The sequence below is a fragment of the Botryobacter ruber genome (assembly GCF_003347595.2).
GTDB lineage: Bacteria > Bacteroidota > Bacteroidia > Cytophagales > Hymenobacteraceae > Pontibacter > Pontibacter ruber_A.
The window spans coordinates 29,824-56,318 of sequence record NZ_QCZK02000060.1 but is presented as its reverse complement, the minus strand read 5'-3'; the positions used below and the strand labels follow the sequence as shown (position 1 = coordinate 56,318).

The following is a 26,495-nucleotide window of genomic DNA, read 5'->3' as shown; positions in this document are numbered from 1 at the left end:
GAAATTCATGAAGATTACCCGACTACTCTTAACATTCTGCTTTACAATTCTTTTCTTTTCCCTTATCACTTCCTGCAAGCCGATGTGTCCTATTTCTTCCTGCCAGGTGCGCATGGTGCACCCGCATGGCGAGAGCGAATTCCGCGGACAGCCGTTCTGGAAAAAGCAGAATCCGAAAATGGGGGAGAAGGTGCCAAAAATAGAGGGCGAACCAACCAAAAAACGCCACAGCAAGAGCAAGAATAAAACAAAGTAGTTATGCTATATAGTCTTTTTTCCATAAATTGCTTATCAAATTAACAACCATTCATATACACTTTTAGAAACCACGTATGATAGAAGGCGAACGAATAATTCCGATCAACATTGAAGATGAAATGCGGGGAGCATACATCGATTATTCAATGTCTGTCATCATTTCAAGAGCCTTACCCGATGTCAGAGACGGACTAAAGCCGGTGCACCGCCGCGTGCTCTACGGTATGTCTGAACTGGGGGTATCTTATAATAAAGCTTATAAAAAATCGGCCAGGATCGTGGGAGAGGTATTAGGAAAATACCACCCGCACGGCGACTCCTCCGTGTACGACACCATGGTGCGGATGGCCCAGGAGTGGTCGTTGCGCTACCCGCTGGTAGACGGGCAGGGAAACTACGGCTCCATCGACGGCGATTCGCCGGCTGCCATGCGTTATACCGAAGCACGCCTCAAGCGTATTGCTGACGAGCTGTTGGCTGACCTGGAAAAAAATACCGTAGACTTTGTACCGAACTTCGACGACTCCCTGAAAGAGCCGTCGGTGATGCCGGCTAAAATTCCGAACCTGCTCATCAACGGTACTTCCGGTATTGCAGTGGGTATGGCTACCAACATGGCGCCGCACAACCTGACCGAAGTAGTGAACGGCATTATCGCCTACATCGACAACCGCGAAATTACCATTGCGGAACTTATGGACTATATCAAAGCGCCCGACTTCCCGACCGGTGGTATCATCTACGGGTACGATGGCGTAAAAGCAGCTTTCGAAACCGGCCGCGGACGTGTGCTGATGCGTGCCCGTGCCAATTTCGAAACTTCTGCCAGCGGCAAAGAGCAGATTATCGTGACGGAGATTCCGTACATGGTGAACAAAGCCTCCATGATCGAGAAAACCGCCGCGCTTATCAACGAAAAGAAAATTGAAGGCATCGCCGACATGCGCGACGAATCGGACCGCGACGGCCTGCGCATTGTGTATGACCTGAAGCGCGATGCTATTCCGAATGTGGTGCTCAACAACCTGTACAAGTACACGCAGCTGCAGTCTTCGTTCGGGGTGAACAACGTAGCGCTGGTAGGCGGCCGCCCGATGACGCTGAACCTGAAAGACCAGATCAGGCACTTTGTAGATCACCGGCACGAGGTAGTTGTACGAAGAACGCAGTTTGAGCTGGACGAAGCTAAAAAACGTGCGCACATCCTCGAAGGCTTGCTGATCGCCCTCGATAACCTGGACGAAGTTATCAACCTGATCCGTTCTTCGCGCGATCCGGAAATTGCCCGCAATGGCTTGATCGAACGCTTCAACCTGAGCGAAATTCAGGCCCGCGCCATCCTGGACATGCGTCTGCAGCGCCTCACCGGCCTGGAGCGCGACAAGATTCAGCAGGAATACCAGGAGATCATGAAGCTGATCGACCACCTGAACGAAGTCTTGTCCAACGAAGGCCTGCGCATGCAGATCATCAAAGACGAACTCACCGAGATCCGGGAACGGTATGGCGACGAGCGCCGTACCAGCATCGAAGCTTCGACCGGGGATATTTCCTATGAAGACATGATCCCGGAAGAGAACATGGTGATTACCATTTCGCATGAAGGCTACATTAAGCGCACTTCCTTAAGCGAGTACCGCAGCCAGAGTCGTGGCGGCGTAGGCTCCCGGGGCGTGGCCGCGTCCAAGGAAAGCGATTTCACGGAGCACATCTTTATCGCCAACACGCACCACCACATGATGTTTTTCACGGAGTTTGGCAAGGTGTTCTGGATGAAGGTTTACGAAATTCCGGAAGGCGGCAAAACTACCAAAGGCCGCGCTATTCAGAACCTCATCAACATCGAGAAAGACGACAAGGTGCGTGCCGTTATCAATGTACACGACCTGAAGAACCAGGACTTTATCCTGAACCACAACCTGGTATTCTGTACCGAGCAGGGCACCATCAAAAAAACCGTGCTCGAAGCCTATTCCCGTCCGAGAGCCAACGGTATCAACGCCATCACCATAAACGAAGGCGACAGGCTGCTGGATGTGCAGTTAACCACCGGCAATACCGAAGTGATAATCGCGCTGGAATCGGGCAGAGCCATCCGTTTTAACGAAAGCCAGGTAAGGCCGATGGGCCGTAACGCGGCAGGCGTAAGGGGGGTAACACTGGCTGGTCCGGATGACAAGGTGGTTGGCATGGTTTGTGTAAATGATGAGAGCACCGATCTGTTGGTAGTATCGGAAACCGGCTTTGGCAAACGCTCCAAACTGGAAGAATACCGCATTACCAACCGTGGCGGTAAAGGTGTGAAAACGCTGAACGTAACGGAAAAAACAGGAAAACTGGTAGCCATAAAAGGCGTGGTAGACGGCGACGATCTGATGATCATTAACCGTTCGGGCATCACCATCCGCCTGCGTGTTTCTGAAATCAGAACCATCGGACGTGCCACGCAGGGTGTGCGCCTGATCAAAATAAACGAAGGCGACATGATTTCGTCGGTGGCGAAAGTGGATAAAGAAGACGAAGAAGAGGTAGTACTGCTGGAGTCAGAACTAAAACCGGAAGATTCGTTGCAGCCCGACGATATGATCGATCCGGAACAGCCACCGGTAGAAGATGCGGATGATTTGCCGGAAGATCTGGCAGATACGGAATAAATGATAAAGATCAGTTTTAAAAATCATGGGAATTATCTGCTGCTTTTTTTACGTTTACAGATAATAACCAACATAAAATAAACCAACTATCCTGAAACAAGTATGAAAAAAGTACTTTTAACAGCCCTGGCAGCCGCGAGTATTCAGGTTGCTGTGGCTCAGAACTCAGCCGTGAACAGCGCTGTGCTTAACCACAAAAGTGGCGTTTTAGACAAAGCACAGGCCGACATCGACAAGGCAATCGAACATAAGAAAACCAAGGATAAAGCCAAGACCTGGTTTTACCGCGGTGTTATTTACCAGGACATGATCGGTAACCCGGTTTATGGCAAAAATGTAACCGACGAAACCTTCAATATTGCCCTGGAGTCTTTTAACAAAACGCTGGAGCTGGATGGCAAAAGTGGCGAATACGGAAAGCAGGTGCCGGAAAGACTAAACCTGTTGTATGGTCAGACTTTCAACCAGGCTGTAGAATTCCACAACAACCAGGAGTGGGACAAGGCGCTTGAAAAGTACGAATTTGCACACAAAGTTAGTCCGAAAGATACTACCGTGGTGCTTTATTCAGCCATGGCTTCTACGGGTAAAGGTGATTATAAAGAGGCCCTCAAGCATTACGACAAGCTGCTGGAAATGGGCCACAAAAAAGAGTCTGTTTACAAGGCCAAAATCCAGCTGATGAATTCGTTAGAGGCAAAGGATGATGAAATTCTGGCTGTGGTACAACAAGGTTTGAAAGAGCACCCGAACAGCGTATTCCTGATGCAGGAAGAACTGAGAATCTTACTTGCGCAGAATCGTGGCGACGAGGCCTATGCCAAACTGGAGAAAGCCATTGCCGCCGACCCGAATAACGCCAGCCTGTATGCGGTGTTAGGTACACTGCAGGAGCGCAGGAAAGATTTTGATGGTGCTTACCAGAGCTACAAAAAAGCAACCGAAGTAGATCCGAATAACTTCGACGCTTTTTATAACTTAGGCGTTATTGAATACAACAAGGCATCCGACCTGTTTAACAAAGCTGCCAAAATGGATTATGCCACTTACCAGAAAAAAGGTAAACCATTAGAGGCTGAAGCGAAGAAACACTTCGAAGCTTCGTTGCCATTTTTTGAGGCAGCCCACAGAATTCAGCCGGAAGATGCGGCAACTATCCAGAACCTGATGCGCGTGTATACCCGCCTGGACCGTAAAGCCGACGCTGCCCGTATGAACAAGCTGTTAGGCGAATAATTTAACTAAGACACCAGAACAAAAAAGGGAAGCAGAAATGCTTCCTTTTTTGTTTCTGCCAAAAGATCTTAAAGCTGTTGGCTTTGCATTTCGGTTTACGAAGATGTGCAGCGGCTGTGGTGGCAGGAGCAGTAAACTTTTCCTGCCTACTGCCAAGCTATGGCTATGGTCATGGTAGCACAGGATAGATTCCTTCGCAATTGTTCGTTAGTTTGCAGGACCGGTATTGTACAAACGGCAAAATTTCAGAAATTACAGAAAGGCTCCTATCCAGCCATTTAATTATTAAGCTGGGTAAACTGGAGCAATGCTTAAAAAGCTTATGATAAAGAAACGTATTCTCAACCTGTCTCTCTTGCTGGCAACCGGGCTCCTGGTGAGCCAGACCCCGCCGCAAACCAAACCCAACATCGTGATCATTCTTGCCGATGACATGGGCTATTCCGACATTGGCTGTTTCGGCTCCGAAATAGCAACGCCCAACCTGGATGCCCTGGCAAAAGGCGGCCTGAAAATGACGCAGTTCTACAACGCTTCCCGCTGCTGTCCGACCCGTGCGTCGCTGCTAACCGGGCTGTATCCGCACCAGGCAGGGGTGGGGCACATGGTGAACGAACGGGACATACCAGCCTACAGCGGCATGCTCAGCGACAGCTGCGTAACCATTGCCGAAGCGCTGAAGGAGGGAGGCTACAGCACCCTGATGACCGGTAAATGGCACCTGAACGCCCGCCCGGAGCACTGGCCTGTGCGGCAGGGGTTTGACAAATACTTTGGCTTGCTGGATGGCGCCAACAGCTACTTCGGAAACCGCCCGTACCGGCCAAACCAGAAGCTGACCTATGCGCTGAACGATGAGGAGTATTCGCCAGGAGAGGGGTTTTATGCTACGGATGCCTATACCGATTTTGCCCTGAAATTTGTGGAAGAAAGCAAGGCCAAAGACAAACCTTTCTTCCTGTACATGGCCTATACGGCACCACACTGGCCGCTGCATGCCTTGCCGCAGGATATTGCCAGGTACAAAGGCAAGTACATGAAAGGTTGGGATAAGCTGCGCCAGGAGCGGTTCGAGCGCCTGCAGCGCATGGGCATGATTCCGAAAGGCACTCAGCTTTCGCCGCGTGATGAGCATGTGCCGGCCTGGGAATCACTTACCAAAGAGCAGCAACTGCGCTGGGATGAAAAAATGGCGGTATATGCTGCCATGGTCGACCGCATGGACCAGAACATTGGGAAACTGCTTCAGAAGCTGAAAGAAACCGGGGCAGACAAAAATACGATCATACTGTTCCTGTCGGATAACGGCGGCAGTTACGAAGACATCGACGGTCCGGGGTTCACGCAGGAAATTCTCGAAGCCAGCAAAAAACCGTCGAGCGACCCGACTTCCTTTACCGCCTACGAATACGAAGGAGCCAATGTTAGCAATTCGCCTTTCCGGAAGTACAAGCACATGGTACACGAAGGGGGCATTTCCACACCGTTTATCGCTTATTTCCCGGGTCGCATTAAGCCAAACACCGTCAACCACCAACCGGCGCATATCATCGACCTGATGACCACCAGCCTGGAACTGGCAGGAGTGGAGTACCCAACCAAATACAAGGGGCATCCTATTAAACCCATGGAAGGTACCAGCCTGGTGCCTTTGTTCAATGGTAAAAAATGGGCAGGGCATAAAGAAATATTCTTCGAGCACGAAGGCAACCGTGCCGTTCGCCAGGGCGACTGGAAACTTGTTTCCATTTTCCCGGAAAATCAATGGGCACTCTACAACATGAAAACCGATCGCTCGGAACTGAATGACCTAAGTTCCAAATATCCTGAAAAGGTGCAGGAACTGGCAAAGCTGTACGATGCCTGGGCCGAACACGCCGACGTAGTTCCATTTGCGCAGCTGCAGGAGTATGACAGGCAGCGGAAGAAGAAGTAAAGTGATGGCCGCTGGTTTTGGAATCATGTTGTACAAAATTTCGTACCTTAGTAAGTACAAATTTATTTTCCAGTTATGCAGGCTATCACAATTTCATCTCTCAGAAACAACATCAAACACTACCTGGATCGCGTAAGCCGATCGATGGAAACTATCATTGTGCCGCGCAGCAATAACGAAGATGATGCAGTGGTAATTATGTCGATCAGGGAGTACAATTCGCTGATGGAAACAAGCTACCTGAACTCTACGGCAGCAAACAGGAGAAGGCTGGATGAGTCTGTTGCACAACTTCAGGAAGGGAAAACAAACGGGTTATCACTGGATGAATTAGAAGCAAAACTTAAACTCAGGCATGGAGATTAAATTCACATCCCATGCCTGGGATGATTTCATCTATTTAATTGAAAATGAACCGGATGCGGCTGACAAAGTACTACAGTTACTCCGGGCGATTAAAACAGATCCATTCAAGGGCTTGGGCAAGCCAGAACCTCTTAAACATGATCTTAAAGGTTTTTGGTCACGTCGCATTACAGGCGAACATCGGCTGGTTTACCGTATTTGTGGCACAAGAGGTGTAGATCAAATCTGTTCCATTATTCAGTGCCGGTTTCATTATGATGATTGATGTAGAGGGAGAGCTAGTAGTTGTAGTTAAACTAAGTTATAAAAAACATTACTTAACATAATATAAATTATAAGACTGATAAAATACGATAAAAATATCTCTTTATAAGTGTCACTGATAATATACTTTATGTTAAATAGGTGTAGTTTTTTGCAGCTGCAGCATTGTCCTGGTTTTGCAGCAAGAGTCGCGTGTGCAGTATATGTCAGATATTGCCGGCATAATTTCTATTAATCACTGGTGAAGTTACTTTCAACTACGAAGCACTACCGCCAGCCAGGTGCCTATAATGACACTCCACTCTTCGAGCGTTCAGCGAGTTTGGAGGGTCTTGATTTTTTTGGTTCTTTTTGCATCAAGGCAAAAAGAACAAGAAAGCCAACTATGAAACAGTTCACCTGCAGTCAAAGCTCCAAACTCAATTGTGCGGACCTTTATCCTTAGTAACCCTTTCTGTTACCCACCTAAAAGATACCTGACGGGATGACAAAGAAAATTCCTTTTAAGAAATTTCCGTGCTTATTAAGGAAAATTCCGTATATTTATAGTGTCAACTAAAGAGACACGAATTATGAGAACATCTGCAAAAGAAACCGGAAGCTTGACTGTCATTCCAAATAACCTGGCCCTGATCAACAAGTCGCTCGAAGGCGTCGATGCTTCTTATTTTGTTTCCCTGCAAAAACACTCCGGGCTTCGCAAAGACGAACTGGCCGGCTTTGTGGGCATCGATCCGAAAACGGTTGACAATTACCGCAACTCCAAAAAAAAGTTCATCAAAGACGCGGCTGAAAAGATCCTGCACCTGCACCGCCTCTTTGCCCTCGGCGACGAGCTGTTTGGTTCTACCACAGAGTTTACCGACTGGCTTGACATTCCTTCGCCCGGACTGGAAAATAAGCGGCCGATCGATTTGCTGCATTCCATTTCTGGAATTGCTGAAGTTGAAAAGCAACTGATGCGGATTGCACACGGGTATGCCGCTTAAGCATGGAGCTGTATCGGATTGTACTGGAGCGGTTTGCGGACCGGCTGTATGCCCCCGGCTTCTCCGGCCGCTGGAACTACGACGGCGAGTTTGTTATTTACGCCGGCTCCAACCGCTCGCTGTGCTCCCTCGAAAACATGGTACATAAAATGGGTCAGGGTGTGCTGGGCTCCCGCTTCATGATGATGGTGCTGGAGCTACCCGACGACCTTTTACAAACCACCATTTCGCTGCACCAGCTGCCCACCGACTGGAAACTGGCCAGCAGCTACAGCCTCACACAACCCTTAGGTTCAGCCTGGTACGAGGCAGCAGAAACACCGCTGCTTAAAGTACCCTCGGCTGTTGTACCCACGGAACACAATTACGTCATCAACGCCCGCCACCCGGATTTCACAAAAATTAAAATCAAAGCCAGAGAGCCTTTTACCTATGATTACCGCTTCGTAGAAATGGACCTGAAGCTGAAAAAGTCAAAATAAATGCTATCTCACCAGAAATTGAAGGTAATGCTTCTCCCCGCCTGTATCGTAGTAGCTGTTTCAGTCACTACTACTTAACATAATAAGTGGTATTGCGAAAAAATATGTTTCTGCACCAGCCACCAAAGCCGCTGCTGTACCTCTGCAGAACACGTTTAACGAGAGCAGCAAACTACATTATCTCTTTAAGTATCTCCCGGTGCGACCGCTCTACATGCTCTTTAAACTTAGCATACCACTTTTGCCATTCATCGGTGGCCAGCTCCTCTCCCAGCGCTTTCTCATAGTCGGCCAGCGAATCGTAACCTTCTTCCATAATAAAACGGTAGGCATCGCCGGTAAAATCGGACAGAAACCGGAATGCTTTTGCTTGCGGTAAAATGCCGCTCTGTTTTGCTTCGGTCAGCAAGGCTTTAGCGTCTTTAAAATGACCGAATTTTAAATAAAAAATGTCACGGATAATGTACATGGCTGTCGCTTTTAATGATACTGTGATGGACGGATATTCTGATTCATATGGAAAAAATTCTGCGGATCGTACTTTACTTTCAGGCTAACCAGCTTTTTCCAGGTAGCTGCTGAATAGGCATCGTGCACCCGGGTTTCGTCCTCCTCGCCGATAAAGTTGACATAAACTCCCCCCGTTGAAAAAGGCTTCAGGGCTTCAAAAAACTCCCGGGCCCAGCGGATGTTCTTTTCGTCGTCTGCTGCTTTTTCCCAGCGGGTATGCAGGTTAATCAGGGTGGGCGCCTGGCGGTTGGTAAAGGCTGTTTCATCTTCCGGTACCCTGCTGATGGCTCCACCGAGTTGGGGAATAAGTACCTCACAGTCAGGAGAAGGAAAATCAGCGGCGTACGGGATAACAGTGTCGATGAAAGCATCGCTGATTTCGTGCAGGTAATGTGATTTCCAGTAGTTGCGGGCGCCGGATGTGCTAAGCCCGTCAAAACTTTTCTGCCAGTCGGCAAAGGGGTTCATGCCCACATGCTCGCCCAGCGGGCTGCCCCAGGCGCGGTAAGGGGCCATTACTTGCGCGCCGGCAGCCTCATCGCCCACATAACAGAAGGCCACCACCACGACCAGCTGCCCGTGCACCGCTTCCGGCAAGAAAGGCAGCGGCGGCGCGTGCCGGATAATCACCCACAGGGTCAGCTCGTCGGGTGCCTGCGCTATAAAATCGCGGTGGAACTGTAGCAGCTCGCGGGCAGCTGAAAAAGGATGCACGATCAGCCCGGAATACACCTGCCCTACCGGTTGTAGCCGGAAAGTGAAGCGGGTAACGATGCCAAAGTTGCCGCCCCCGCCACGGAGCCCCCAGAACAAGTTGGGGTTTTCTTTCTTACTGGCCGTGATACAGTTGCCATCCGCCGTTACAACCTCTGCTTCAAGCAGGTTATCAATGGAAAGGCCATACTTGCGACTGATCCAGCCAAACCCGCCACCCAGGGTAAGACCGGCAACTCCGGTAGTGGAGACAACGCCTGCAGGTACGGCCAGGCCATGTTGCTGCGTGGCCTCATCCACCATGCCCAGCAGGCATCCTCCTTCTACCCGAACTGTTTTCTTCTCCGGGTCCACCTCCACTGCCTGCATCTCCGAAAGGTCGATCATCAGGCCGCCGTTACAAACAGCATTGCCCGCAATATTGTGTCCGCCGCCTTTCACGGATACCACCAGGTTCTGGTCCTGCGCAAAGTTGACGGCGTTAATTACATCGTGCGTGGTTTTACACCGGACGATCAGGGCAGGCTCGCGCAGGATCATGCTGTTCCAGATGCTGCGTGCCGCATCAAAACCGGAATCGCCAGGCAAAAGCATGTTTCCCCGGAGCCTGGTTTGTAAATACTGCAGCGAAGTGTTGTCGATAGGAGCTTCTTTTTTCATGGCAGGTAATTTTTTCTTGACAAAAATGAAGTGCGATCTCTGGTTAATCAGCTAATTATCTGCTGGTTATATCTGAACAGCTGAAGAAATACCTGAACAAGGGCAAAAGCATAGTACAACTGCAGGGAGCGCAGCAAGCATTAAACAGACGAAGGAAGTTACAGCCGGAGCTTTGCTTGCAGTTCCGGCTGCCTGGTGTTGGGGGTAACAGGACGGAGTCGCATGAACTTCCTTCGAAGGGTGAATTCGGGATAAGGGTGATGAGCGATTGCTTTGCTAGAAGGCAGACTGTTTATTCAATGTTTATTTTCTTCTTGGGCTGTTCTTTTGTTTCAGCTTTTGGGACTGTAATACAAAGTACCCCATTGTTATACTGTGCCTTGATTTCATCAGCTTTCACATTTTCCGGAAGGCTGAAGGAGCGGCTGAAGGAGCTGTAGTTGTACTCGCGCCTGGTGAAATTTTCTTTTTCTTCGGTTTTGTCTTCTTCTTTCTGGCTGCTGATGGTAAGAATGCCTTCATCCATATCGATGTTGAAGTCTTCTTTTTTCATGCCGGGGGCTGCTACCTCGATGGCATAATCTTTTTCGTTGTCGCGGATGTTTACGGCAGGCAGTGTGCCTTCGAGTTGCTTTCTCCAGCGCATGGGCGCATTAAAGATGTCCTTGTCGAAAAAACGATCTACATCGCTAAAAAAATCAGAAAAAATGGAGTGAGACGGCATCCTGGACTCGCCGCTTCTTCTTGTTAAATTTGCCATAGCTTTAAGTTTGATAGGTTAAACAATCGTTAAAGAAGTTAAATCAAATTTCAATTTAAAAATATGCTATCGGCAGACCGGTTTCAGAAAGTATCCTGCACGCTACCTGCGGTTACTTCCTTAACCGTCTTCAATCAAAAATAATGGCCCTTGCGCCATGCCAACGTCATCTTTGCTGCTGGCTAAAAGTACATATTTTACTATTTATACGTTTTTTAATGCTATTGTTTGCTGATGCAGGAAGAAGCATCAACAATTTTTTAGGGTGTTTTTTTAACATGAGCCGGAGCATGTATTTAAATACCAGAAAGTCTTCGGACGGGGTAACATTTAAATCTTTCAGGCTCATGCTGTAGTCCAGCAGTTCAAGAAAAGATTGTGTATCGTTGTAAAGAATATACCCATATGTGTCGTTATATAACCTGCTGCATAAATCTTCCTCCAGCTTACAGCCAAACATTTCCTGAACGGCTTTGCTTTTGTTCTCCATAAGAATAATCGATAAAAATTGTAAAACTCAAACCATAGGTAACTGCATGAATTAGAATGTTAATTTCTGTTCTTTAACATGTTCAGGATAGCTTTCTTTTGCACGTGCTATATTTTCATGCTATCAGAAAATGAAAAGGCTCGGTCGGGAGGAAGCGAATTACCTGAACTGACATCGTTTCCTTTTTATCTGTGCGAGCGGACGATCATCCGCATATGGTAGTTGGTGCGCTTTCCGTTACATCCGCTAAACTAAACCAGTTAAAGCAGCAGGTAACATTTCAGGAGTAAAATATACTTGTATTAGGTATTTATATATTGGGTTATACGATTTACTTTTTAAACGGTAAAGCAGGAGAAGCAAAAAAAATAATTTTTAAACATTCCAGATAACCAACCAATTAGCCAGAAGAAAGCATCGGAAACCGAACCCGGTTTGTGAGCGACACCGTTCCACCAGAGAGCAGCACCAGGCGCTGTTTGGGTTATGCAGCAGAGGCTGTGGTGGCTGCAGCAGTAAGTTTTTCGTACCTGTAAAAGGCATGTCCTTAACCCGGAGCTGGTGCTATGAACCATAAAATAATTTCCCGTACCGTTTGGGTGTTGGCTTTTGTGAGCCTGTTTGCCGATGTGGCCAGCGAGATGCTGTATCCCGTCATGCCGGTTTACCTGAACAGCATCGGCTTTTCTGTGCTGCTGATCGGGGTGCTGGAGGGAATTGCCCAGGCAACGGCAGGACTCAGCAAAGGCTACTTTGGCAAACTGTCCGACAGCCTTGGTGTTCGGCTCCCGTTTGTCCGGTGGGGCTATTTTCTGGCGGCTATCTCCAAGCCCCTGCTCGTGCTGTTTCATCTGCCGCTCTGGGTAGTCAGCATACGCGCGCTCGACCGCCTCGGAAAAGGATTGCGGACCGGTGCCCGTGATGCGCTCCTGTCGGAGGAGGCGGCGGCTGCCACCAAAGGGCGTGTGTTCGGCTTTCACCGCAGCATGGATACCTTGGGCGCTGTTTTTGGACCTGCCATTGCCCTCCTGTACCTGCATTTCGCTCCCGGTCACTATAAAACACTTTTTCTTATCGCCTTTATTCCAGGACTCATCTCGGTGAGTTTGGTATACCTGCTGCGTGAAAAAAGGAAACCGGCGGCATCTGGCAGCAAAACCGGCAGGTACAACTTTTTCGCTTTTCTGCATTACTGGAAAGAAAGCCCGGCGGCCTACAGGCGGCTACTCATCGGTTTGCTCCTTTTTGCCCTGGTAAACAGCAGCGATTTTTTCCTGCTGTTCCGCATGAAGGAAGCCGGCCTTCACGATACCGCTATCATCGGGATCTATATCTTCTACAATTTTATCTATGCCCTCTCCTCCTACCCCATGGGCATGGCAGCCGACCGCTGGGGGCTAAAACGGGTGTACCTGGCAGGGCTCTGTTTTTTTGCTGTCGTGTACCTGGGCATGGCCGTGTTTGAGGAGCAGCAGGTATATATTTTCCTGATATTTATGTACGGTTTTTTTGCTGCAGCTACCGAAGGCGTTTCAAAAGCCTGGATATCCAACATCAGTGCACCCGCAGATACGGCAACAGCCATAGGCACGTATGGCGCTTTCGAAAGCATCGCCACGTTTGCGGCCAGCTCGCTAACCGGTTTGGTCTGGCAGGTGTATGGCGCAGCGGTTGCCTTTGGCCTGACAGGCGTTGTTACCGTAGCGGTCATCGTGTACCTGGCTGTGGCCACTAAGTCTCCCGGACCAAAAGCTGACACGCCTGATAAGACCTGAACTGGAGCTTTAAATCTTCCTGTATGACGTATAATAAGTTTGCTGCACCTGCCACCACAGCCTCTGCTCTTTGCGTTAAAGATTGTAGGTAATACAGAATTGTTCTGAATGATCTAATCCCTAAATTTAGCCGCCTGAGCAACCCAACTGCACCAATAGCGGCAGCTGCACAAGACCTCCTTCGGAAGTATATAATTTCGTAAGCAATGCTCAACCGAATCATCTCCTTTTCCATCCGGAACAAGCTCATTATCGGGCTTTTCGTGCTGGGCCTCATCGTGATGGGTGTCTATAACGTTTCCCGTTTGCCAATTGATGCCGTACCCGACATTACCGATAACCAGGTGCAGGTAATTACGGTGGCGCCCTCGCTGGGTGCGCCGGATGTGGAGCGGCTCATTACCTTCCCGGTGGAACTAGCCAACAGCAACATTCCGGGCATGAAAGAAATCCGGAGCTTCTCCCGCTTCGGCCTGTCGCTGGTAACCATTGTGTTTGAAGATGGCGTGGATGTGTACTGGGCGCGGCAGCAGGTAACGGAACGGCTGCAGGCCGTGCAGTCGCAGATACCCGAAGGCGTAGGTGTGCCGGAACTCGGACCGGTCAGCACCGGCCTTGGCGAGATATACCAATACGTGGTGCGGCCCCAAAAAGGCTACGAAGACCAGTACGATGCGACCGAACTGCGCACCATCCAGGACTGGATTGTACGGCGGCAGCTGCTGGGTGTAAAAGGAGTAGCCGATGTCAGCAGCTTCGGCGGGAAACTCAAGCAGTACCAGGTGGCTGTTAACCCTTCTAAATTAAAGTCCTATGGCTTAACCATTTCCGATGTTTACGTGGCACTGGAGAACAACAACCAGAACACCGGCGGCTCCTACATCGACAAAGGCCCGGCCGTGCTTTTTATCCGCAGCGAAGGCCTGCTGGGCAGCCTCGACGACATCCGCAGCATTGCCGTAAAGAATACCGAAAACGGTACCCCCATTTACCTGCGCGATGTGGCGGAGGTGGAATTCGGCCACGCTACCCGCTATGGCGCCATCACCTACAACACCCAGGGCGAAGTGGCCGGGGCCGTGGTCATGATGCTGAAAGGCGCCAACAGCAACGAGGTAATCCGCGATGTGAAAGAACGCATCGCCCTGATCCGGGAGTCGCTGCCCGAAGGGGTCATCATCGAACCTTTCCTGGACCGCACCAAGATGGTGAGCAATGCCATCCGGACCGTGGAGAAAAACCTGCTGGAGGGGGCGCTGATCGTGGTGTTTGTGCTGGTGCTGTTCCTGGGCAACCTGCGTGCCGGGCTGGTGGTAGCTTCTGTAATCCCACTTTCCATGCTCTTTGCCGTTACCATGATGAACACCTTTGGCGTGAGCGGCAACCTGATGAGCCTGGGCGCCATCGATTTCGGGCTGATCGTTGACGGCGCCGTGATCATAGTAGAGGCTGTGTTACACACCTTCGCGCTGGACAAACGCTTTGCCACAACCACCAGACTAACGCAGGCGGAAATGGATACGACCGTGCAGCGTTCGGCCAGCCGCATGATGAACAGCGCCATCTTCGGGCAAATCATTATCCTGATTGTGTACCTGCCCATCCTGACGCTGCAGGGCATCGAAGGCAAAATGTTCCGGCCCATGGCCCAGACCGTTTCCTTTGCCCTGCTGGGTGCCGCCCTCCTGTCCATCACCTATGTGCCCATGATGAGCGCCCTGGTCCTGAGCAGGAAAATAAGCCACAAACCAACCTTCTCCGACAGAATGATGGCACGCCTGGAAGAGTTTTACCAGAAGCGGCTCCGCAAGGTAATTGTGTATCCGAAAACGGTTATTGCTTCGGCTTTTATGCTGTTCGGGGTGGCGCTGCTGGTGCTTCTGTCGCTGGGAGGCGAATTTATTCCGGCCCTGGAAGAAGGCGATTTTGCCGTAGACACGCGTGTGCTCACGGGCAGCAACCTGAACACCACCATTGCCTCTACCCAGCAAGCGGCCGGCATCCTGCTGGAGCGGTTCCCGGAAGTGGAGAAGGTCGTGACCAAAATCGGTTCCGGCGAAATTCCCACCGACCCCATGCCCATCGAAGCGAGCGATATGATGGTGATCCTCAAGCCAAAAAAAGAATGGACTTCAGCTGCTTCTTTCAATGAACTGGCCGCTAAAATGGGAACAGCCTTACAGGAGGTTCCGGGAATTACTACCGGTTTCCAGTACCCGGTGCAGATGCGCTTTAACGAACTGATGACGGGGGCACGGCAGGATGTGGTCTGCAAAATTTTCGGCGAGAACCTGGATACCCTGGCCCACTTCGCCCGTCGCCTCGGCGGAATCGTAAACACCGTAAACGGCGCCAGCGACCTGTACGTGGAAACTGTGACGGGAATGCCCCAGATTGTGATCAACTATAACCATGCTGCCATCGCGCAGTTCGGCTCCAACATCGCCGACATCAACAGAACCGTGAACGCTGCCTTTGCAGGCGTTAGCAGCGGTTTGGTGTTCGAAGGCGAACGGCGCTTCGACCTGGTGGTGCGGCTGCAGGGCGAGCTGCGCCAGAGCCTGAACGACGTCCGGAACCTACTTATTCCAACGCCTGGCGGCCAACAGGTGCCCCTTTACCTGCTGGCGGATGTACAGTTGGTGGAGGGCCCTTACCAGATACAGCGCGAAGATGCCAAGCGACGCATTATTGTTGGCTTTAACGTGCGGGGCCGCGATGTGCAGAGCATCGTAGATGAGCTGCAGCTGAAAGTAAAGCAGCAGCTGGATCTACCGCCGGGCTACTTTGTCGTGTACGGGGGCGCTTTTGAAAACCTGGAGGCCGCCAGGCAGCGTTTAACTATTGCCGTGCCCCTGGCGCTGGCGCTGATTTTCCTGTTGCTGTTCTTTGCCTTTAAGTCGGTACGTTACGGGCTGCTTATCTACTCTGCCATTCCCTTATCGGCCATTGGAGGTATTTTTGCACTGGCGCTGCGCGGGATGCCGTTCAGCATTTCGGCCGGGGTTGGTTTTATTGCACTGTTTGGGGTGGCGGTGCTGAACGGGATTGTGATGATAGCTGAATTTAATAGATTGCGAAAAGAAAATAACCTGACGCTGCAGGAAGTGGTGCTGGAAGGAACCAAAACCCGCCTCCGCCCTATCCTGATGACTGCCAGCGTCGCCTCGATGGGCTTTCTGCCGATGGCGCTTACTACGACCGCCGGGGCCGAAGTGCAGCGCCCGCTGGCAACAGTTGTGATTGGCGGGCTGCTGGTGGCTACCCTGCTCACGCTCTTCGTGCTGCCTTCGCTCTACATCCTGTTTGAGAAAAGACACCATCCTGCTACCGCTTCACCAAAACCATTGGCAGTGCTTCTGGTTTTTCTTTTACTGCTGCTTCCTAAGCTCTCACAGGGTCAGCAACTTATAACTTTGGAACAGGCCAAAGCCAAAGCGATCCGGCAAAACCCGCAGTTGCAGAATGAGCGCCTGCAGGCGGCCAGGCTTCAAAAGCTGCAGGGAACGGCCTGGGATATTCCGCAAACCAGTGTGGTGGCAGAGTACGGGCAACTCAACAGCTACTACAAAGACACCCGCTTCGGTGTGGTGCAAAGCCTGAAATTCCCGGTGGTGTATACCCGGCAGAAACAGCTGCTCCAGCGCGAATGGCAGCAGGGGGTGTTGCAATCGGAACTGGCCGCCTATGAACTGGAGCTCCAGGTAACGCAGGTCTTTTACGAGCTGTTGTACGCCCGCGAAAAGCAGCAGCTGTTGCAGCGCACCGACAGCCTTTTCAGCACCTTCCTGCAAAACGCCGAGCTTCGCTTTTCCAAAGGCGCCAGCAACATCCTGGAAAAAAGCACGGCGCAGACACAGCGCGGGCAGGTACAACTGCGCCTGCGCCAGGTGCAGCAGGACCTGGCCGAGCTGCAGCAGCAGTTCCAGGTGCTGCTCAACGACGATACCCTGTTTTCACTCGCTGCACACCCTTTGAAAATGAAACCGCCTGCTGCAGCTGACACCACGGCTCCTGCCGCCCATCCTTACCTGAAACTGCTGCAGCAACAGCAGGAGGTATCGCAGGCTACGACACAGGTGGCGCAATCCCTGTTCCTCCCCGACCTGGAGCTGGGCTACAACAACCAAAGCATTACCGGCATCCAGGATGTAAACGGAACAGAACGCACCTTCACCGCCTCCGACCGCTTTTCAGCCGTGCAGGTTGGCGTGGGGCTGCCGCTGTTTTTCGGGCCGCAGAAAGCACGCGTGCAGGCTGCAAAGCTGCAGGAGCAGGTTGCCCGGAACCGTTACCACGCCGGCAGGCTGCAGCTGGAAACACAGTTGCAGAAGGCGCTGGAGCAATACCGGCAGGCAACCGATATGCTGCGTTATTTTGAAGAAACAGCCCTGCCCAACGCTTCCCTGATCATCAGCACGGCAGACCTGCAGTTCCGGAACGGAGAAATAAACTACCTGGAATGGGTACTGCTGACAAACCAGGCAATAGAGCTACAGACAGCATACATTGATGCGGTCAGAGACTACAACCAGCGGGTGCTGGAAATCAGGATGCTGACGGTTACCCTTTAACAATGAGAAAGACAATCCTTACCTTACCGGTTGCCGCCTGGCTCCTGTTCAGCTGCAGCAGCGAGCAACCGGCCGCAACTACGCCTGATGAAGCGCCACAGGAAAGCAACCTGGTGCAGCTAACTCCCGCCCAGCTGCAGCAGGCTGAAATTGAAACCGGCAAAGCCGAACAACGAACAATTTCCACGGCACTCCAGGTGAACGGCGTCATGGAAGCGCCGCCCCAGCATGTTATTTCCGTGAGTGTGCCGCTGGGCGGTTACCTGAAGAAAACCAAACTCCTGCCCGGCATGCACCTGAAAAAAGGCGAGCTCATGGCCGAGCTCGAAGACCCGAATTATATCCAGTTGCAGCAGGACTACCTCACTACCAAAGCACGCCTGGGCTACCTGGAGCAGGAGTATGCGCGCCAGCGTGACCTGAACCAGAGCAAAGCCAGCAGCGACAAAGTTTTCCAGCAGGCACAGGCGGAGTACCAGAGCCAGCGGGTGATGCTGCAGGCGCTGGCCGAAAAGCTGCGGCTGCTGGGCGTGAACCCGGCCAAACTCACAGAAAACAACCTTAGCCGCACCCTCCGCCTTTACGCTCCCATCCATGGCTATGTGACCAAAGTGAATGTGAATATCGGCAAGTACGTACTGCCCACCGATGTGCTCTTCGAACTGGTGGACCCGCACGAGCTGCACCTCATGCTCACGGTATTCGAAAAAGACCTGGATAAGCTGGAAACGGGGCAACAGGTGCTGGCGTACCGGCCAAACCAGCCGGAAGTAAAATATCCAGCCTACATTATTTTTATTGGGAAAGATGTTGCAGAAGACAGGTCCGTGGCAGTACGCTGCCACCTTCAGGAAGCAGCTCCGGCCTTAGTGCCCGGCATGTTCATGAATGCAGAAATTGAAGTCCGGAGCCGTGAAATCTATACGCTGCCCGACGAGGCCATTGTGCGTTACGGGAACAAACAATATGTTTTCACAGCGCAGGGAAATAACATTTTTGAAATGGTGCCAGTCCAGGCAGGCAGTTCCGGGCATGGCTATACCGCCTTAGTCCCCAGCCCGGCGCTGCACCCGGAAAACCAGACATTCGTAACAAAAGGCGCCTACACGCTGCTCATGCAACTTAAAAATAAAGAGGAGGAAGAATAAAATGGCGAAAATAGGCTTACTTTGTATTCTAAAACAACCCCGACATTATTTTAAAGCTGCCTACTTACTTCAGCCCTTTTACATAAATTAATTTTCACCCAAAACAACAGCAGCTGGTTGCAGCCACTTTACCTGTAAACCTGCTTCAGCTGCCAGACCGGAATGGAACCAAAACGCTTAAATAAATTTATCAGTGACACCGGCTTTTGCTCCCGCCGCGAAGCAGACCGGCTCATAGAAGAAGGCCGCGTAACCGTAAACGGAAAAGAACCGGACGCCGGAACAAAAGTAACAGCCAAAGACAAAGTCCGCATCGACGACCAGCTGCTGCAGGTGCGCGAAGAAGAGCCCGTGTACCTGGTGTTCAACAAACCGGCCAACATGTCGGCCAAGTCCGACCCGGCGGTGCGCGACAATGTGGTACGTGCCATCAACTACCCCGCCACGCTCCTGCCCATCGGGCACCTGGAGCGCGAAGCCGAGGGCCTGCTCTTCCTGAGCAACGACAGCAACTTTGTACAGAAAATGACCCGGGCCGACAACAAGTTCGAAAAAGAGTATGTCGTGACACTAGACCGCATTATTTCCTCCGATTTCCTGGCTAAGATGGGCGAAGGCGGTCCTGCGATGGAGGGAGTTGTCCGGCAACGCACCTTTGTGGCACGCGAAGGCTCTGCCCGTTTCCGGATCGTACTGCAGCCTGGCAGTAACCACAACATCAAAAAAATGTGCGAAGGCCTGGGCTACCGGGTTGTGCACCTGCAGCGCCTGCGCATCAACGACATTACACTTGCCAAACTGCCTGTCGGCTACTGGCGCACCCTTACCCAGGAGGAAGTAGACAACCTGGCCAGTACCTTTAAAGGCGGAAGAAGCGCCTCCAGGCAGGAAGCATTTTTTGATTTCGAAGAGGAAGAGCGGCCAACGCGCAGCAGAAGCGCACGCCCCGGCAGCACAACAGCCAGACCTGGCAGAGCCGGTGCACCATCTGGTAGCCGTCCGGGCAGTGGCTCCGGGAAACGAATCGGCAAAAGTGCGCCTCATAAGGCAGGCAGTGCCAAGGGAAGCAGAGGAGCTGCCAAAGGTGCTCCAAAAGGCGGTACTTCCGGCAAACGCGGCGGTACCGGCAGGGGTGCATCACCGAAAGGTTCGACTGGAAGAGGTCGGCGCTAATGTAAAGCTGCAGTGGTTGAGGTGGCTGGTGCAGCAAATAAATTTTAGTTCAATTAAAACGAAGTTCAGCTCATGAACCATACTTCCTTCACCGCCATCGATTTTGAAACCGCCCAGGGCAAACGCTGGAGCATTTGCCAGGTGGGGCTGGTGCGGGTAGAGAACGGACAGGTAACCGCCAAAATAAACAAGCTGGTGTGCCCGCCCGACAACTTCTACTTTTCCCGCAACACCGAAATTCATGGCATCGGCCCTGCCCACACCTGCAACGCGCCAACCTTCGACGCGGTCTGGCATGAACTGAAACCGTACATCCAGCACCAGACGGTGGTGGCGCACAACGGCGCGTTCGATTTCAGCTGCCTGCGCCACACCCTCGACTATTACCAGGTAGAACAGCCGACGTACCAGCAGCAGTGCACGTATAAAATTTTCAAAAAAGGGCTGGCGCAGCTATGCCGGGAGCACCGGATACAGCTCAACCACCACGATGCCCTCAGCGATGCACTGGCCTGTGCCGCGTTATATCAGCTTCACCTGGAAAGGCTAAGCGTGCAGTAGGCGCAACATTTACCTGTCCAAAGCTATTCTGCCGTTGGTTTCCTGACGTTGATCTGCCATTTAACATGCAGTTCCATGGGCGGGTTGTCGTGCTTTTCGGTGTCGACGCTGAGAATCTGGATTTGCTCGAAGTCCACATCGAGTCCCATGCCCATGGTGGCTTCCTGGTAAAGCGTTGGAATAATGCTTAAATCCCGGGTTTTGGTACAGTCAAATTTTGCCGGATAATCTTCCAGCTTTAAGATAGTGGTATACTGCTTGCTCATAAACATAAGGATGAAATGGTCTTTCCTGTTAAACTGAAGAAACCACTATTCTGTTTGTCTGAGCCGTTACTTTTTATAGAAAAGCAAGAGCAGCGGCTGTGGTGGCAGGAGCAGTAAACTTTTTTTGCCTTAAGGGGATAAAATTTAAATAAAGACTTACCATATCCCGATTAAGAAGCTTGTCTGTAAGCCGTTTATAAGTTATCTTACCTCTAATGCAGCTGCCGGAAAAAATAAAATATCTGCTTCAACAACCTTTCTTCATCAACCGGAGAAGCAGGCTGAAGTATGGCCTTTTGCTGCTGCTGTTTCCATTCCTTCTGTTCCTGTTCCTGAACCACCGCTACCCGCTGCAGGTGAGCATCCCTTACTCGCCCGTCATCACTGCCTCCGACGGCAGCGTCATCAATGCCTTCCTGAGCACCGACGATAAATGGCGGATGCAGCTGCAACCTGACGAAATCAACCCGGTGCTAAAACAGGCGGTTCTGCTGAAAGAAGACCGGTACTTTTACTATCATCCGGGCGTCAATCCGGTGGCTGTGGTGCGGGCAGCTGTGAATAATGTAGCTGAAGGAAAAACCACCTCCGGGGCCTCAACCATCACCATGCAGGTGGTGCGGCTGCTCTATCCGAAGGAGCGGACCTACCGGAACAAGCTCATCGAGGTTTTCCGGGCATTTCAGCTGGAGTGGCAGTACAGCAAAGACGAGATCCTGCAGCTGTACCTGAACCTGGTGCCTTACGGCGGGAACATAGAGGGTGTGAAAGCAGCGGCTGTGCTGTACTTTCACCAGTCGCCCAAGCAGCTCAGCCTGGCGCAGGCGGTAACGCTGACGGTGATACCGAACAAACCTTCCACGTTGCGCATCGGGGAGCAGAACGAGCGGATTGTGGCCTTCCGGAACAAGTGGCTGCAGTACTACCGCGCGCAGCAGGCCTTTCCGGCGGAGGCGCTGGCCGATGCGCTGAACGAGCCGCTGGAAGCCGTGCGACAGGATGCCCCGCGGGTGGCGCCGCATTTTGCTTACCGCATGCAGCGCAAGTACCCGCACCTGCCTGTCATCCACACCACCCTCAACCGGCGGGTGCAGGAAAAGGTCGAGCAGCTGGCATACAATTACCTGCAGCGGCTGCGCTACAAGAACATCCACAATGCTGCCGTGCTCGTCCTGAACAATGAAACCCGTGCCGTTGAAGCATACCTGGGTTCCGCCGATTTTTCGGATTATGAGCACGATGGGCAGGTGGATGGCGTGCGGGCGATCCGGTCGCCGGGCAGTACGCTGAAGCCATTCCTGTACGCCACTGCGTTTGATAAAGGGTTACTTACACCAAAGACCATCATTTCTGATGTACCGGTAGATTATGCCGGTTATCGCCCACAGAACTATTTCGGCAACTACAACGGCAACGTGACCATAGAACAGGCCCTGGCTACCTCGCTGAATGTGCCTGCCGTAAAGGTGCTGGACCAGCTGGGCGTGCGTACATTTGTAAAGAAGCTGCAGCAGGCGGAGTTCCGGCAGGTGAACAAGGAGGCCAACCAGCTGGGGCTCTCGCTGATCCTGGGTGGCTGCGATGTGCGGCTGGAAGAGCTGACAGTCCTGTTTGCCTCCTTTGCCAACAAAGGAAATTACGCACCCATCCGCTGGCTGCAGCACGACTCGGTTAACATAAAAAAACAACTCGTTTCTCCTGCCGCTGCCTTTATGGTAAACCAGATCCTGACGCAGCTGCAGCGCCCCGACCTGCCGCACAATGCGCAGAACAGCAGGCACCTGCCCAAAATAGCCTGGAAAACCGGTACTTCCTATGGCCGCAAAGATGCCTGGAGCATTGGCTACAACAAAAAATACACGGTGGGCGTGTGGGTAGGAAACTTTTCAGGCGAAGGCGTGCCCGAACTCAACGGCACCGATTCCGCCACACCGCTGCTTTTCGACATCTTCGATGCCATCGACTACAACAGCTCCGATAGCTGGTTTTCGGCACCGGCAGGGCTGGCGAACCGGAGCGTCTGCATCGAGAGCGGCTTGCCTGCCAACAGCTTCTGCAAGGACCGGGTGCTGGATACGTTTATCCCCGGCATTTCACCTGTTTCAAAGTGCGCGCACCTGAAACAGGTGGCCGTATCGGAAGATGAGCAGTTTGCATACTGCACGTCCTGCCAGCCAGTTACAGGATTCAAGCTGAAGTGGTACCCGAACCATGCACCCGAAATACTGACCTTCTTCCATTCCGAACGTATCCCGTACCAGCACATCCCGGCACACAATCCGGCGTGCAGCCGCATCTTTCTGGACTTTGCTCCTGTTATCACCTCACCCACTGCGGAAATGGAGTACCTCCTGGAGCAGGGTGAGCACCAGAAACTCATGCTGCACTGTAACCCGCACAACGAGGTAAAGCAGGTGTACTGGTACATCAACGATAAATTCCTGAAGGCAGGAGCCGCCAACGAAAAACTGTTCTTCGAGCCCACCCAGGCCGGCCGCTACAAAATATCCTGCACCGACGACCAGGGCCGCAACACCAACAGCTACATTACAGTGCGTTTCCTAGAGTAAATTCACATTATTTTTTCCGATATTACCTCCATCTCAACCAAACACACTCCCCATGACCGGAAAAGCCAGCCTCCTGTTCACCTGTTTCCTGTTTACAATCCTGACAAGTGTAGCGCAGCAGAAAATGCCCCTGTACCCGGACGGAAAGGTCCCGAATGCAATTGCTGCTCCTGCCACCAAAGCCACTGCTCCTAACTTAACAGTTTACCTGCCTTCGAAAGACAAAGCGACGGGAACAGCAGTAATCATCTGCCCCGGCGGCGGCTACCGCGGATTGGTGATGAAACGCGAAGGGCACGATGTGGCCGCTGAATTTAACAAAATGGGCGTTGCCGCCTTTGTGCTGGAGTACCGGCTGCCGAGCGATGCCACCATGAAAGACAAAAGCATCGGTCCGCTGCAGGATGCGCAGCAGGCCATCAAAACGGTGCGGCAGCGGGCAACGGAATGGAACATCAACCCGAACAAAATCGGTATCCTGGGTTTTTCGGCAGGAGGTCACCTGGCTTCTACGGCGGGCACACACTTTAAGCGGGAAGTGATTGAGAATAAAGAACACATCAGCCTGCGCCCGGACTTCATGATCCTGGTTTACCCGGTGATCAGCTTCAGCGACAGCCTCGCACACATGGGTTCGCGGGAAAACCTGATCGGCACTTCTCCTACGCCTGAAATGATAAAGCTTTACTCAAACGAGCTGCAGGTAACGCCCCAAACACCACCCACTTTCCTGGTTCACGCCGGCGACGACTCCAAGGTGGTGGTAGCCAACAGCCTCCGCTTTTACGAAGCGTTGCTGAAAAAAAATGTACCAGCCGAAATGCACCTATACCCCAAAGGCGAACACGGTTTTTCGAAAGGCGCTCCTATCGATAACTGGCTGGAACGCGTGCGGTACTGGATGATCGGGAATGGTTGGACAAAGTAGCGCGTGCTCTGCCTGTAACGCCGTATTTGTAAAAACATATTTTTGTCTGCAGGACTTTATTTCCTTATTTAGCACAAAAGCAAACGAACCTATTGATGCAATCATTTTTCGAGATAAGGAAAAACGGGTCTACCCTGCATACCGAAATCATTGCGGGCCTCTCCTCTTTTCTGGCCACGGCATATATCATTGTAGTAAATCCCAGCATTCTGAGCCAGGCCGGCATGCCTTTTTCCGGGGTGCTTACCGCCACCATTCTGGTCTCCTTTTTCAGCAGCCTGATGATGGGCCTCTATGCACGGAACCCGATCCTGGTTGCGCCCGGCATGGGCTTGAATGCATTTTTTACCTATTCGGCCGTGCTGGGCATGAAGGTGCCCTGGCAGGTGGCGCTGGGCGCAGTGTTCTGGTCGGGGGTAGCGTTCCTGGTGCTCTCGCTGTTTAACGTCCGGACGCTGATTGTACTTTCCATCCCGCGCCCGCTGCGTTCTGCTATTGCCGCAGGCATTGGCCTTTTTATCACCCTGATTGGCTTTATCAATGCCGGTTTTATCATACACAACCCGGCCACTATTGTCGGGATCAGCCCGCTTAACCCTGCCCTGATAACGTTCCTGGTCGGGCTGCTGGTAACGGCGACCCTGGTAACCCGCCAGGTGAAAGGCGCCATTCTGCTTGGGATTCTCTTTACCACGCTGGCTGCTTACCCGCTAGGCCGCTGGTGGGGTGTGGACGAAGCAACAGCGGCCGCGCCGCTGGTAAACTGGCAGGGCGCTTTTTCTACCCCGGATTTCAGCCTGCTGTTCGAGCTGGATTTAGCGAATTCGTTTCAACTGGCCATTGTGCCTGTAATTTTTGCGTTTGTTTTCACCGATATGTTCGACAGCGTTTCCACGTTTGTGGGACTTGCCGAAGCCGCCAACCTGCTCGACGAAGAAGGGGAACCCCGCAACATCAAGCGCTCGCTGCTCACGGATGCTGTAGCCACGACCCTCGCCGGGCTGGTGGGTTCCAGCCCCGGAACAGCGTATATCGAATCGGCGGTGGGGATAGAAGCAGGCGGACGAACCGGGCTGACCGCAGTAGTGGGCGCCTTCCTGTTTCTGCCGTTTCTTTTCGTGGCGCCTTTGCTGTCCATTATTCCGGCCATTGCCACGGCTCCGGCACTGGTGCTGGTGGGCGTGTTTATGATCAGGCCTGTAACAAAGATTAACTGGCAGCAACTCGACGAGGGAATTCCTGCTTTCCTGGCGATGGTGCTCATTCCCTTTACCTACTCTATCTCGCAGGGCATTATCTGGGGCTTCCTCAGCTATACCGCTATTAAGCTGGTGACCGGCAAAAGTTCCGAAATCAGAATTGGCTTGCTGGTGATTGATGCCATTTGTATCCTGGCGCTGCTGTAAAAGGAGCTTCTGTGCCCCGTTCCAGTATGTAGGCGTTGTATAAACTGCTGCATCCGTTCGTAATGCGAGCCTTTCCAGTACACCCGCCTGCAGTTGCGGCACTGGTAAAATTCATGAAAATACAAGCGGGTGTTTGGCGGCAGCTGTTCCAGCACCTCCTCCTTCGCGACGGCCACAATAGGGCCGTTGCATTCCAGGCACCGGGTGAAGGGGTTTAGCTGTAGCAGCAGTTCAAAATAGGTCAGCACCTCCTGCAACTGCTCCTCCGCGTGTTGCGACCGCAGCCAATAGCCACGATTAATGCGTTTGTTTTTGAGCAGGTTTACATCCCGTGTCAGCACAATCCGGTTTTCCTGGTCGGCAAGGCGGGCGATGGTGGCATCGTCGTAATCGTTCTGGTATAAGGTGTCGAAACCCAGCATGCGCAGGGCTTTGGCCAGTTTGCCCAGGTGCACATCCAGCACAAACTTATCGGAAACAGGCAGCAAGGCCTGTATGGAATGCGCTTCAGGTAACCCGAACGCAGATGCATCCGGAAAAACCTCCACCTGGTCCTGTGCCTGAAGCTGCTGGGCAAAACCGGCGGGAGCGCCGTTTATTAAAATGACATCCACTTCCGGGTGCGGAACGCCTAGGGCTTCGATGGCATCTTTCACGGCAGGGCTGCCATTGAAGGTATAATCAAACCGTATGTTTCTTTTAGCAGCGGGCAGGAAATCGTTCAGCGCGCCATGAAACAGAAAAGCGGCTGTTTTAGTCATAACAAAACCTTTCT

General features: G+C 52.0%; 22 protein-coding genes. 16 read left to right on the top strand and 6 right to left on the bottom strand.

Features of this window, described 5'->3' with window-relative positions:
* Nucleotides 1–7 precede the first annotated feature (7 nt).
* The 8 genes from DCW36_RS21405 (at nucleotide 8) to DCW36_RS21370 (ending at nucleotide 8,185) form a co-directional block, all read left to right on the top strand.
* Nucleotides 8–256: a hypothetical protein gene (locus tag DCW36_RS21405; RefSeq protein ID WP_125185451.1), complete on the top strand. Its 249-nt coding sequence runs from the start codon at nucleotides 8–10 to the stop codon at nucleotides 254–256.
* Between the two features lie 76 nt (nucleotides 257–332).
* Nucleotides 333–2,912 carry a DNA gyrase subunit A gene (gene gyrA / locus DCW36_RS21400; RefSeq protein ID WP_114783106.1) on the top strand — a complete coding sequence of 860 codons (2,580 nt, stop codon included), beginning with the start codon at nucleotides 333–335 and terminating at the stop codon, nucleotides 2,910–2,912.
* 102 nt (nucleotides 2,913–3,014) lie between these two features.
* On the top strand, nucleotides 3,015–4,148 hold the full coding sequence (locus DCW36_RS21395; RefSeq protein ID WP_114783105.1) for a tetratricopeptide repeat protein: 1,134 nt from the start codon (nucleotides 3,015–3,017) through the stop codon (nucleotides 4,146–4,148).
* Between the two features lie 322 nt (nucleotides 4,149–4,470).
* The gene (locus DCW36_RS21390) at nucleotides 4,471–6,084 is read left to right on the top strand and encodes an arylsulfatase (RefSeq protein WP_114783119.1); all 1,614 of its coding nucleotides are present in this window, start codon (nucleotides 4,471–4,473) and stop codon (nucleotides 6,082–6,084) included.
* Between the two features lie 75 nt (nucleotides 6,085–6,159).
* On the top strand, nucleotides 6,160–6,450 hold the full coding sequence (locus tag DCW36_RS21385) for a type II toxin-antitoxin system Phd/YefM family antitoxin (RefSeq protein WP_114783104.1): 291 nt from the start codon (nucleotides 6,160–6,162) through the stop codon (nucleotides 6,448–6,450).
* Nucleotides 6,440–6,715: a Txe/YoeB family addiction module toxin gene (locus tag DCW36_RS21380; protein ID WP_114783103.1), complete on the top strand. Its 276-nt coding sequence runs from the start codon at nucleotides 6,440–6,442 to the stop codon at nucleotides 6,713–6,715. Before DCW36_RS21385 ends, DCW36_RS21380 begins: the two co-directional genes overlap by 11 nt.
* Before the next feature lie 571 nt (nucleotides 6,716–7,286).
* The gene (gene parS, locus DCW36_RS21375; protein WP_114783102.1) at nucleotides 7,287–7,703 is read left to right on the top strand and encodes a type II RES/Xre toxin-antitoxin system antitoxin; all 417 of its coding nucleotides are present in this window, start codon (nucleotides 7,287–7,289) and stop codon (nucleotides 7,701–7,703) included.
* 2 nt (nucleotides 7,704–7,705) lie between these two features.
* Nucleotides 7,706–8,185: an RES family NAD+ phosphorylase gene (locus tag DCW36_RS21370; RefSeq protein ID WP_114783101.1), complete on the top strand. Its 480-nt coding sequence runs from the start codon at nucleotides 7,706–7,708 to the stop codon at nucleotides 8,183–8,185.
* Nucleotides 8,186–8,357: 172 nt separating this feature from the next.
* Here the strand turns inward: DCW36_RS21370 and DCW36_RS21365 are convergent, their stop codons facing one another.
* The 4 genes from DCW36_RS21365 to DCW36_RS21350 all read right to left on the bottom strand — a co-directional run bounded on the left by DCW36_RS21365 (nucleotide 8,358) and on the right by DCW36_RS21350 (nucleotide 11,319).
* Entirely contained in the window at nucleotides 8,358–8,654 is a 297-nt protein-coding gene (locus DCW36_RS21365; protein ID WP_114783100.1) for a hypothetical protein, read from the bottom strand.
* A gap of 11 nt (nucleotides 8,655–8,665) precedes the next feature.
* Nucleotides 8,666–10,069, bottom strand: a complete 1,404-nt coding sequence (locus DCW36_RS21360; RefSeq protein WP_114783099.1) for an FAD-binding oxidoreductase — start codon at nucleotides 10,067–10,069, stop codon at nucleotides 8,666–8,668.
* Nucleotides 10,070–10,361: 292 nt separating this feature from the next.
* A complete protein-coding gene (locus DCW36_RS21355; protein WP_114783098.1) occupies nucleotides 10,362–10,829 on the bottom strand; it encodes an Hsp20/alpha crystallin family protein in 468 nt (155 codons plus the stop codon).
* A gap of 166 nt (nucleotides 10,830–10,995) precedes the next feature.
* A complete protein-coding gene (locus DCW36_RS21350; protein WP_114783097.1) occupies nucleotides 10,996–11,319 on the bottom strand; it encodes a hypothetical protein in 324 nt (107 codons plus the stop codon).
* Nucleotides 11,320–11,885: 566 nt separating this feature from the next.
* Between DCW36_RS21350 and DCW36_RS21345 the strand changes: the two genes are divergently transcribed.
* From DCW36_RS21345 to DCW36_RS21325, 5 genes are all read left to right on the top strand, one after another.
* Nucleotides 11,886–13,094, top strand: a complete 1,209-nt coding sequence (locus tag DCW36_RS21345) for an MFS transporter (RefSeq protein ID WP_114783096.1) — start codon at nucleotides 11,886–11,888, stop codon at nucleotides 13,092–13,094.
* A 206-nt stretch (nucleotides 13,095–13,300) separates the two neighbouring features.
* Nucleotides 13,301–17,668 carry a CusA/CzcA family heavy metal efflux RND transporter gene (locus tag DCW36_RS21340; protein ID WP_114783095.1) on the top strand — a complete coding sequence of 1,456 codons (4,368 nt, stop codon included), beginning with the start codon at nucleotides 13,301–13,303 and terminating at the stop codon, nucleotides 17,666–17,668.
* Nucleotides 17,669–17,670: 2 nt separating this feature from the next.
* Nucleotides 17,671–18,816: an efflux RND transporter periplasmic adaptor subunit gene (locus tag DCW36_RS21335; protein WP_114783094.1), complete on the top strand. Its 1,146-nt coding sequence runs from the start codon at nucleotides 17,671–17,673 to the stop codon at nucleotides 18,814–18,816.
* Between the two features lie 162 nt (nucleotides 18,817–18,978).
* The gene (locus DCW36_RS21330; protein WP_114783093.1) at nucleotides 18,979–19,989 is read left to right on the top strand and encodes a pseudouridine synthase; all 1,011 of its coding nucleotides are present in this window, start codon (nucleotides 18,979–18,981) and stop codon (nucleotides 19,987–19,989) included.
* Between the two features lie 72 nt (nucleotides 19,990–20,061).
* Nucleotides 20,062–20,550 carry a 3'-5' exonuclease gene (locus DCW36_RS21325; RefSeq protein ID WP_114783092.1) on the top strand — a complete coding sequence of 163 codons (489 nt, stop codon included), beginning with the start codon at nucleotides 20,062–20,064 and terminating at the stop codon, nucleotides 20,548–20,550.
* Nucleotides 20,551–20,573: 23 nt separating this feature from the next.
* Here DCW36_RS21325 and DCW36_RS21320 read toward each other — a convergent pair whose 3' ends face one another.
* Nucleotides 20,574–20,816 (bottom strand): hypothetical protein, encoded by a 243-nt coding sequence (locus DCW36_RS21320; protein WP_125185450.1) that lies wholly within the window; start codon nucleotides 20,814–20,816, stop codon nucleotides 20,574–20,576.
* A 215-nt stretch (nucleotides 20,817–21,031) separates the two neighbouring features.
* Between DCW36_RS21320 and pbpC the strand changes: the two genes are divergently transcribed.
* From pbpC to DCW36_RS21305, 3 genes are all read left to right on the top strand, one after another.
* Nucleotides 21,032–23,386, top strand: a complete 2,355-nt coding sequence (gene pbpC / locus DCW36_RS21315; RefSeq protein WP_114783090.1) for a penicillin-binding protein 1C — start codon at nucleotides 21,032–21,034, stop codon at nucleotides 23,384–23,386.
* 52 nt (nucleotides 23,387–23,438) lie between these two features.
* Complete coding sequence (locus tag DCW36_RS21310) at nucleotides 23,439–24,314, top strand: alpha/beta hydrolase (RefSeq protein WP_114783089.1); 876 nt, start codon at nucleotides 23,439–23,441, stop codon at nucleotides 24,312–24,314.
* Nucleotides 24,315–24,409: 95 nt separating this feature from the next.
* Nucleotides 24,410–25,720, top strand: coding sequence for an NCS2 family permease (locus tag DCW36_RS21305; RefSeq protein WP_114783088.1), 1,311 nt, complete (start codon nucleotides 24,410–24,412; stop codon nucleotides 25,718–25,720).
* Here the strand turns inward: DCW36_RS21305 and DCW36_RS21300 are convergent.
* A complete protein-coding gene (locus tag DCW36_RS21300; protein ID WP_114783087.1) occupies nucleotides 25,627–26,481 on the bottom strand; it encodes a Mut7-C RNAse domain-containing protein in 855 nt (284 codons plus the stop codon). The genes DCW36_RS21305 and DCW36_RS21300 overlap by 94 nt on opposite strands.
* Nucleotides 26,482–26,495: the final 14 nt, after the last annotated feature.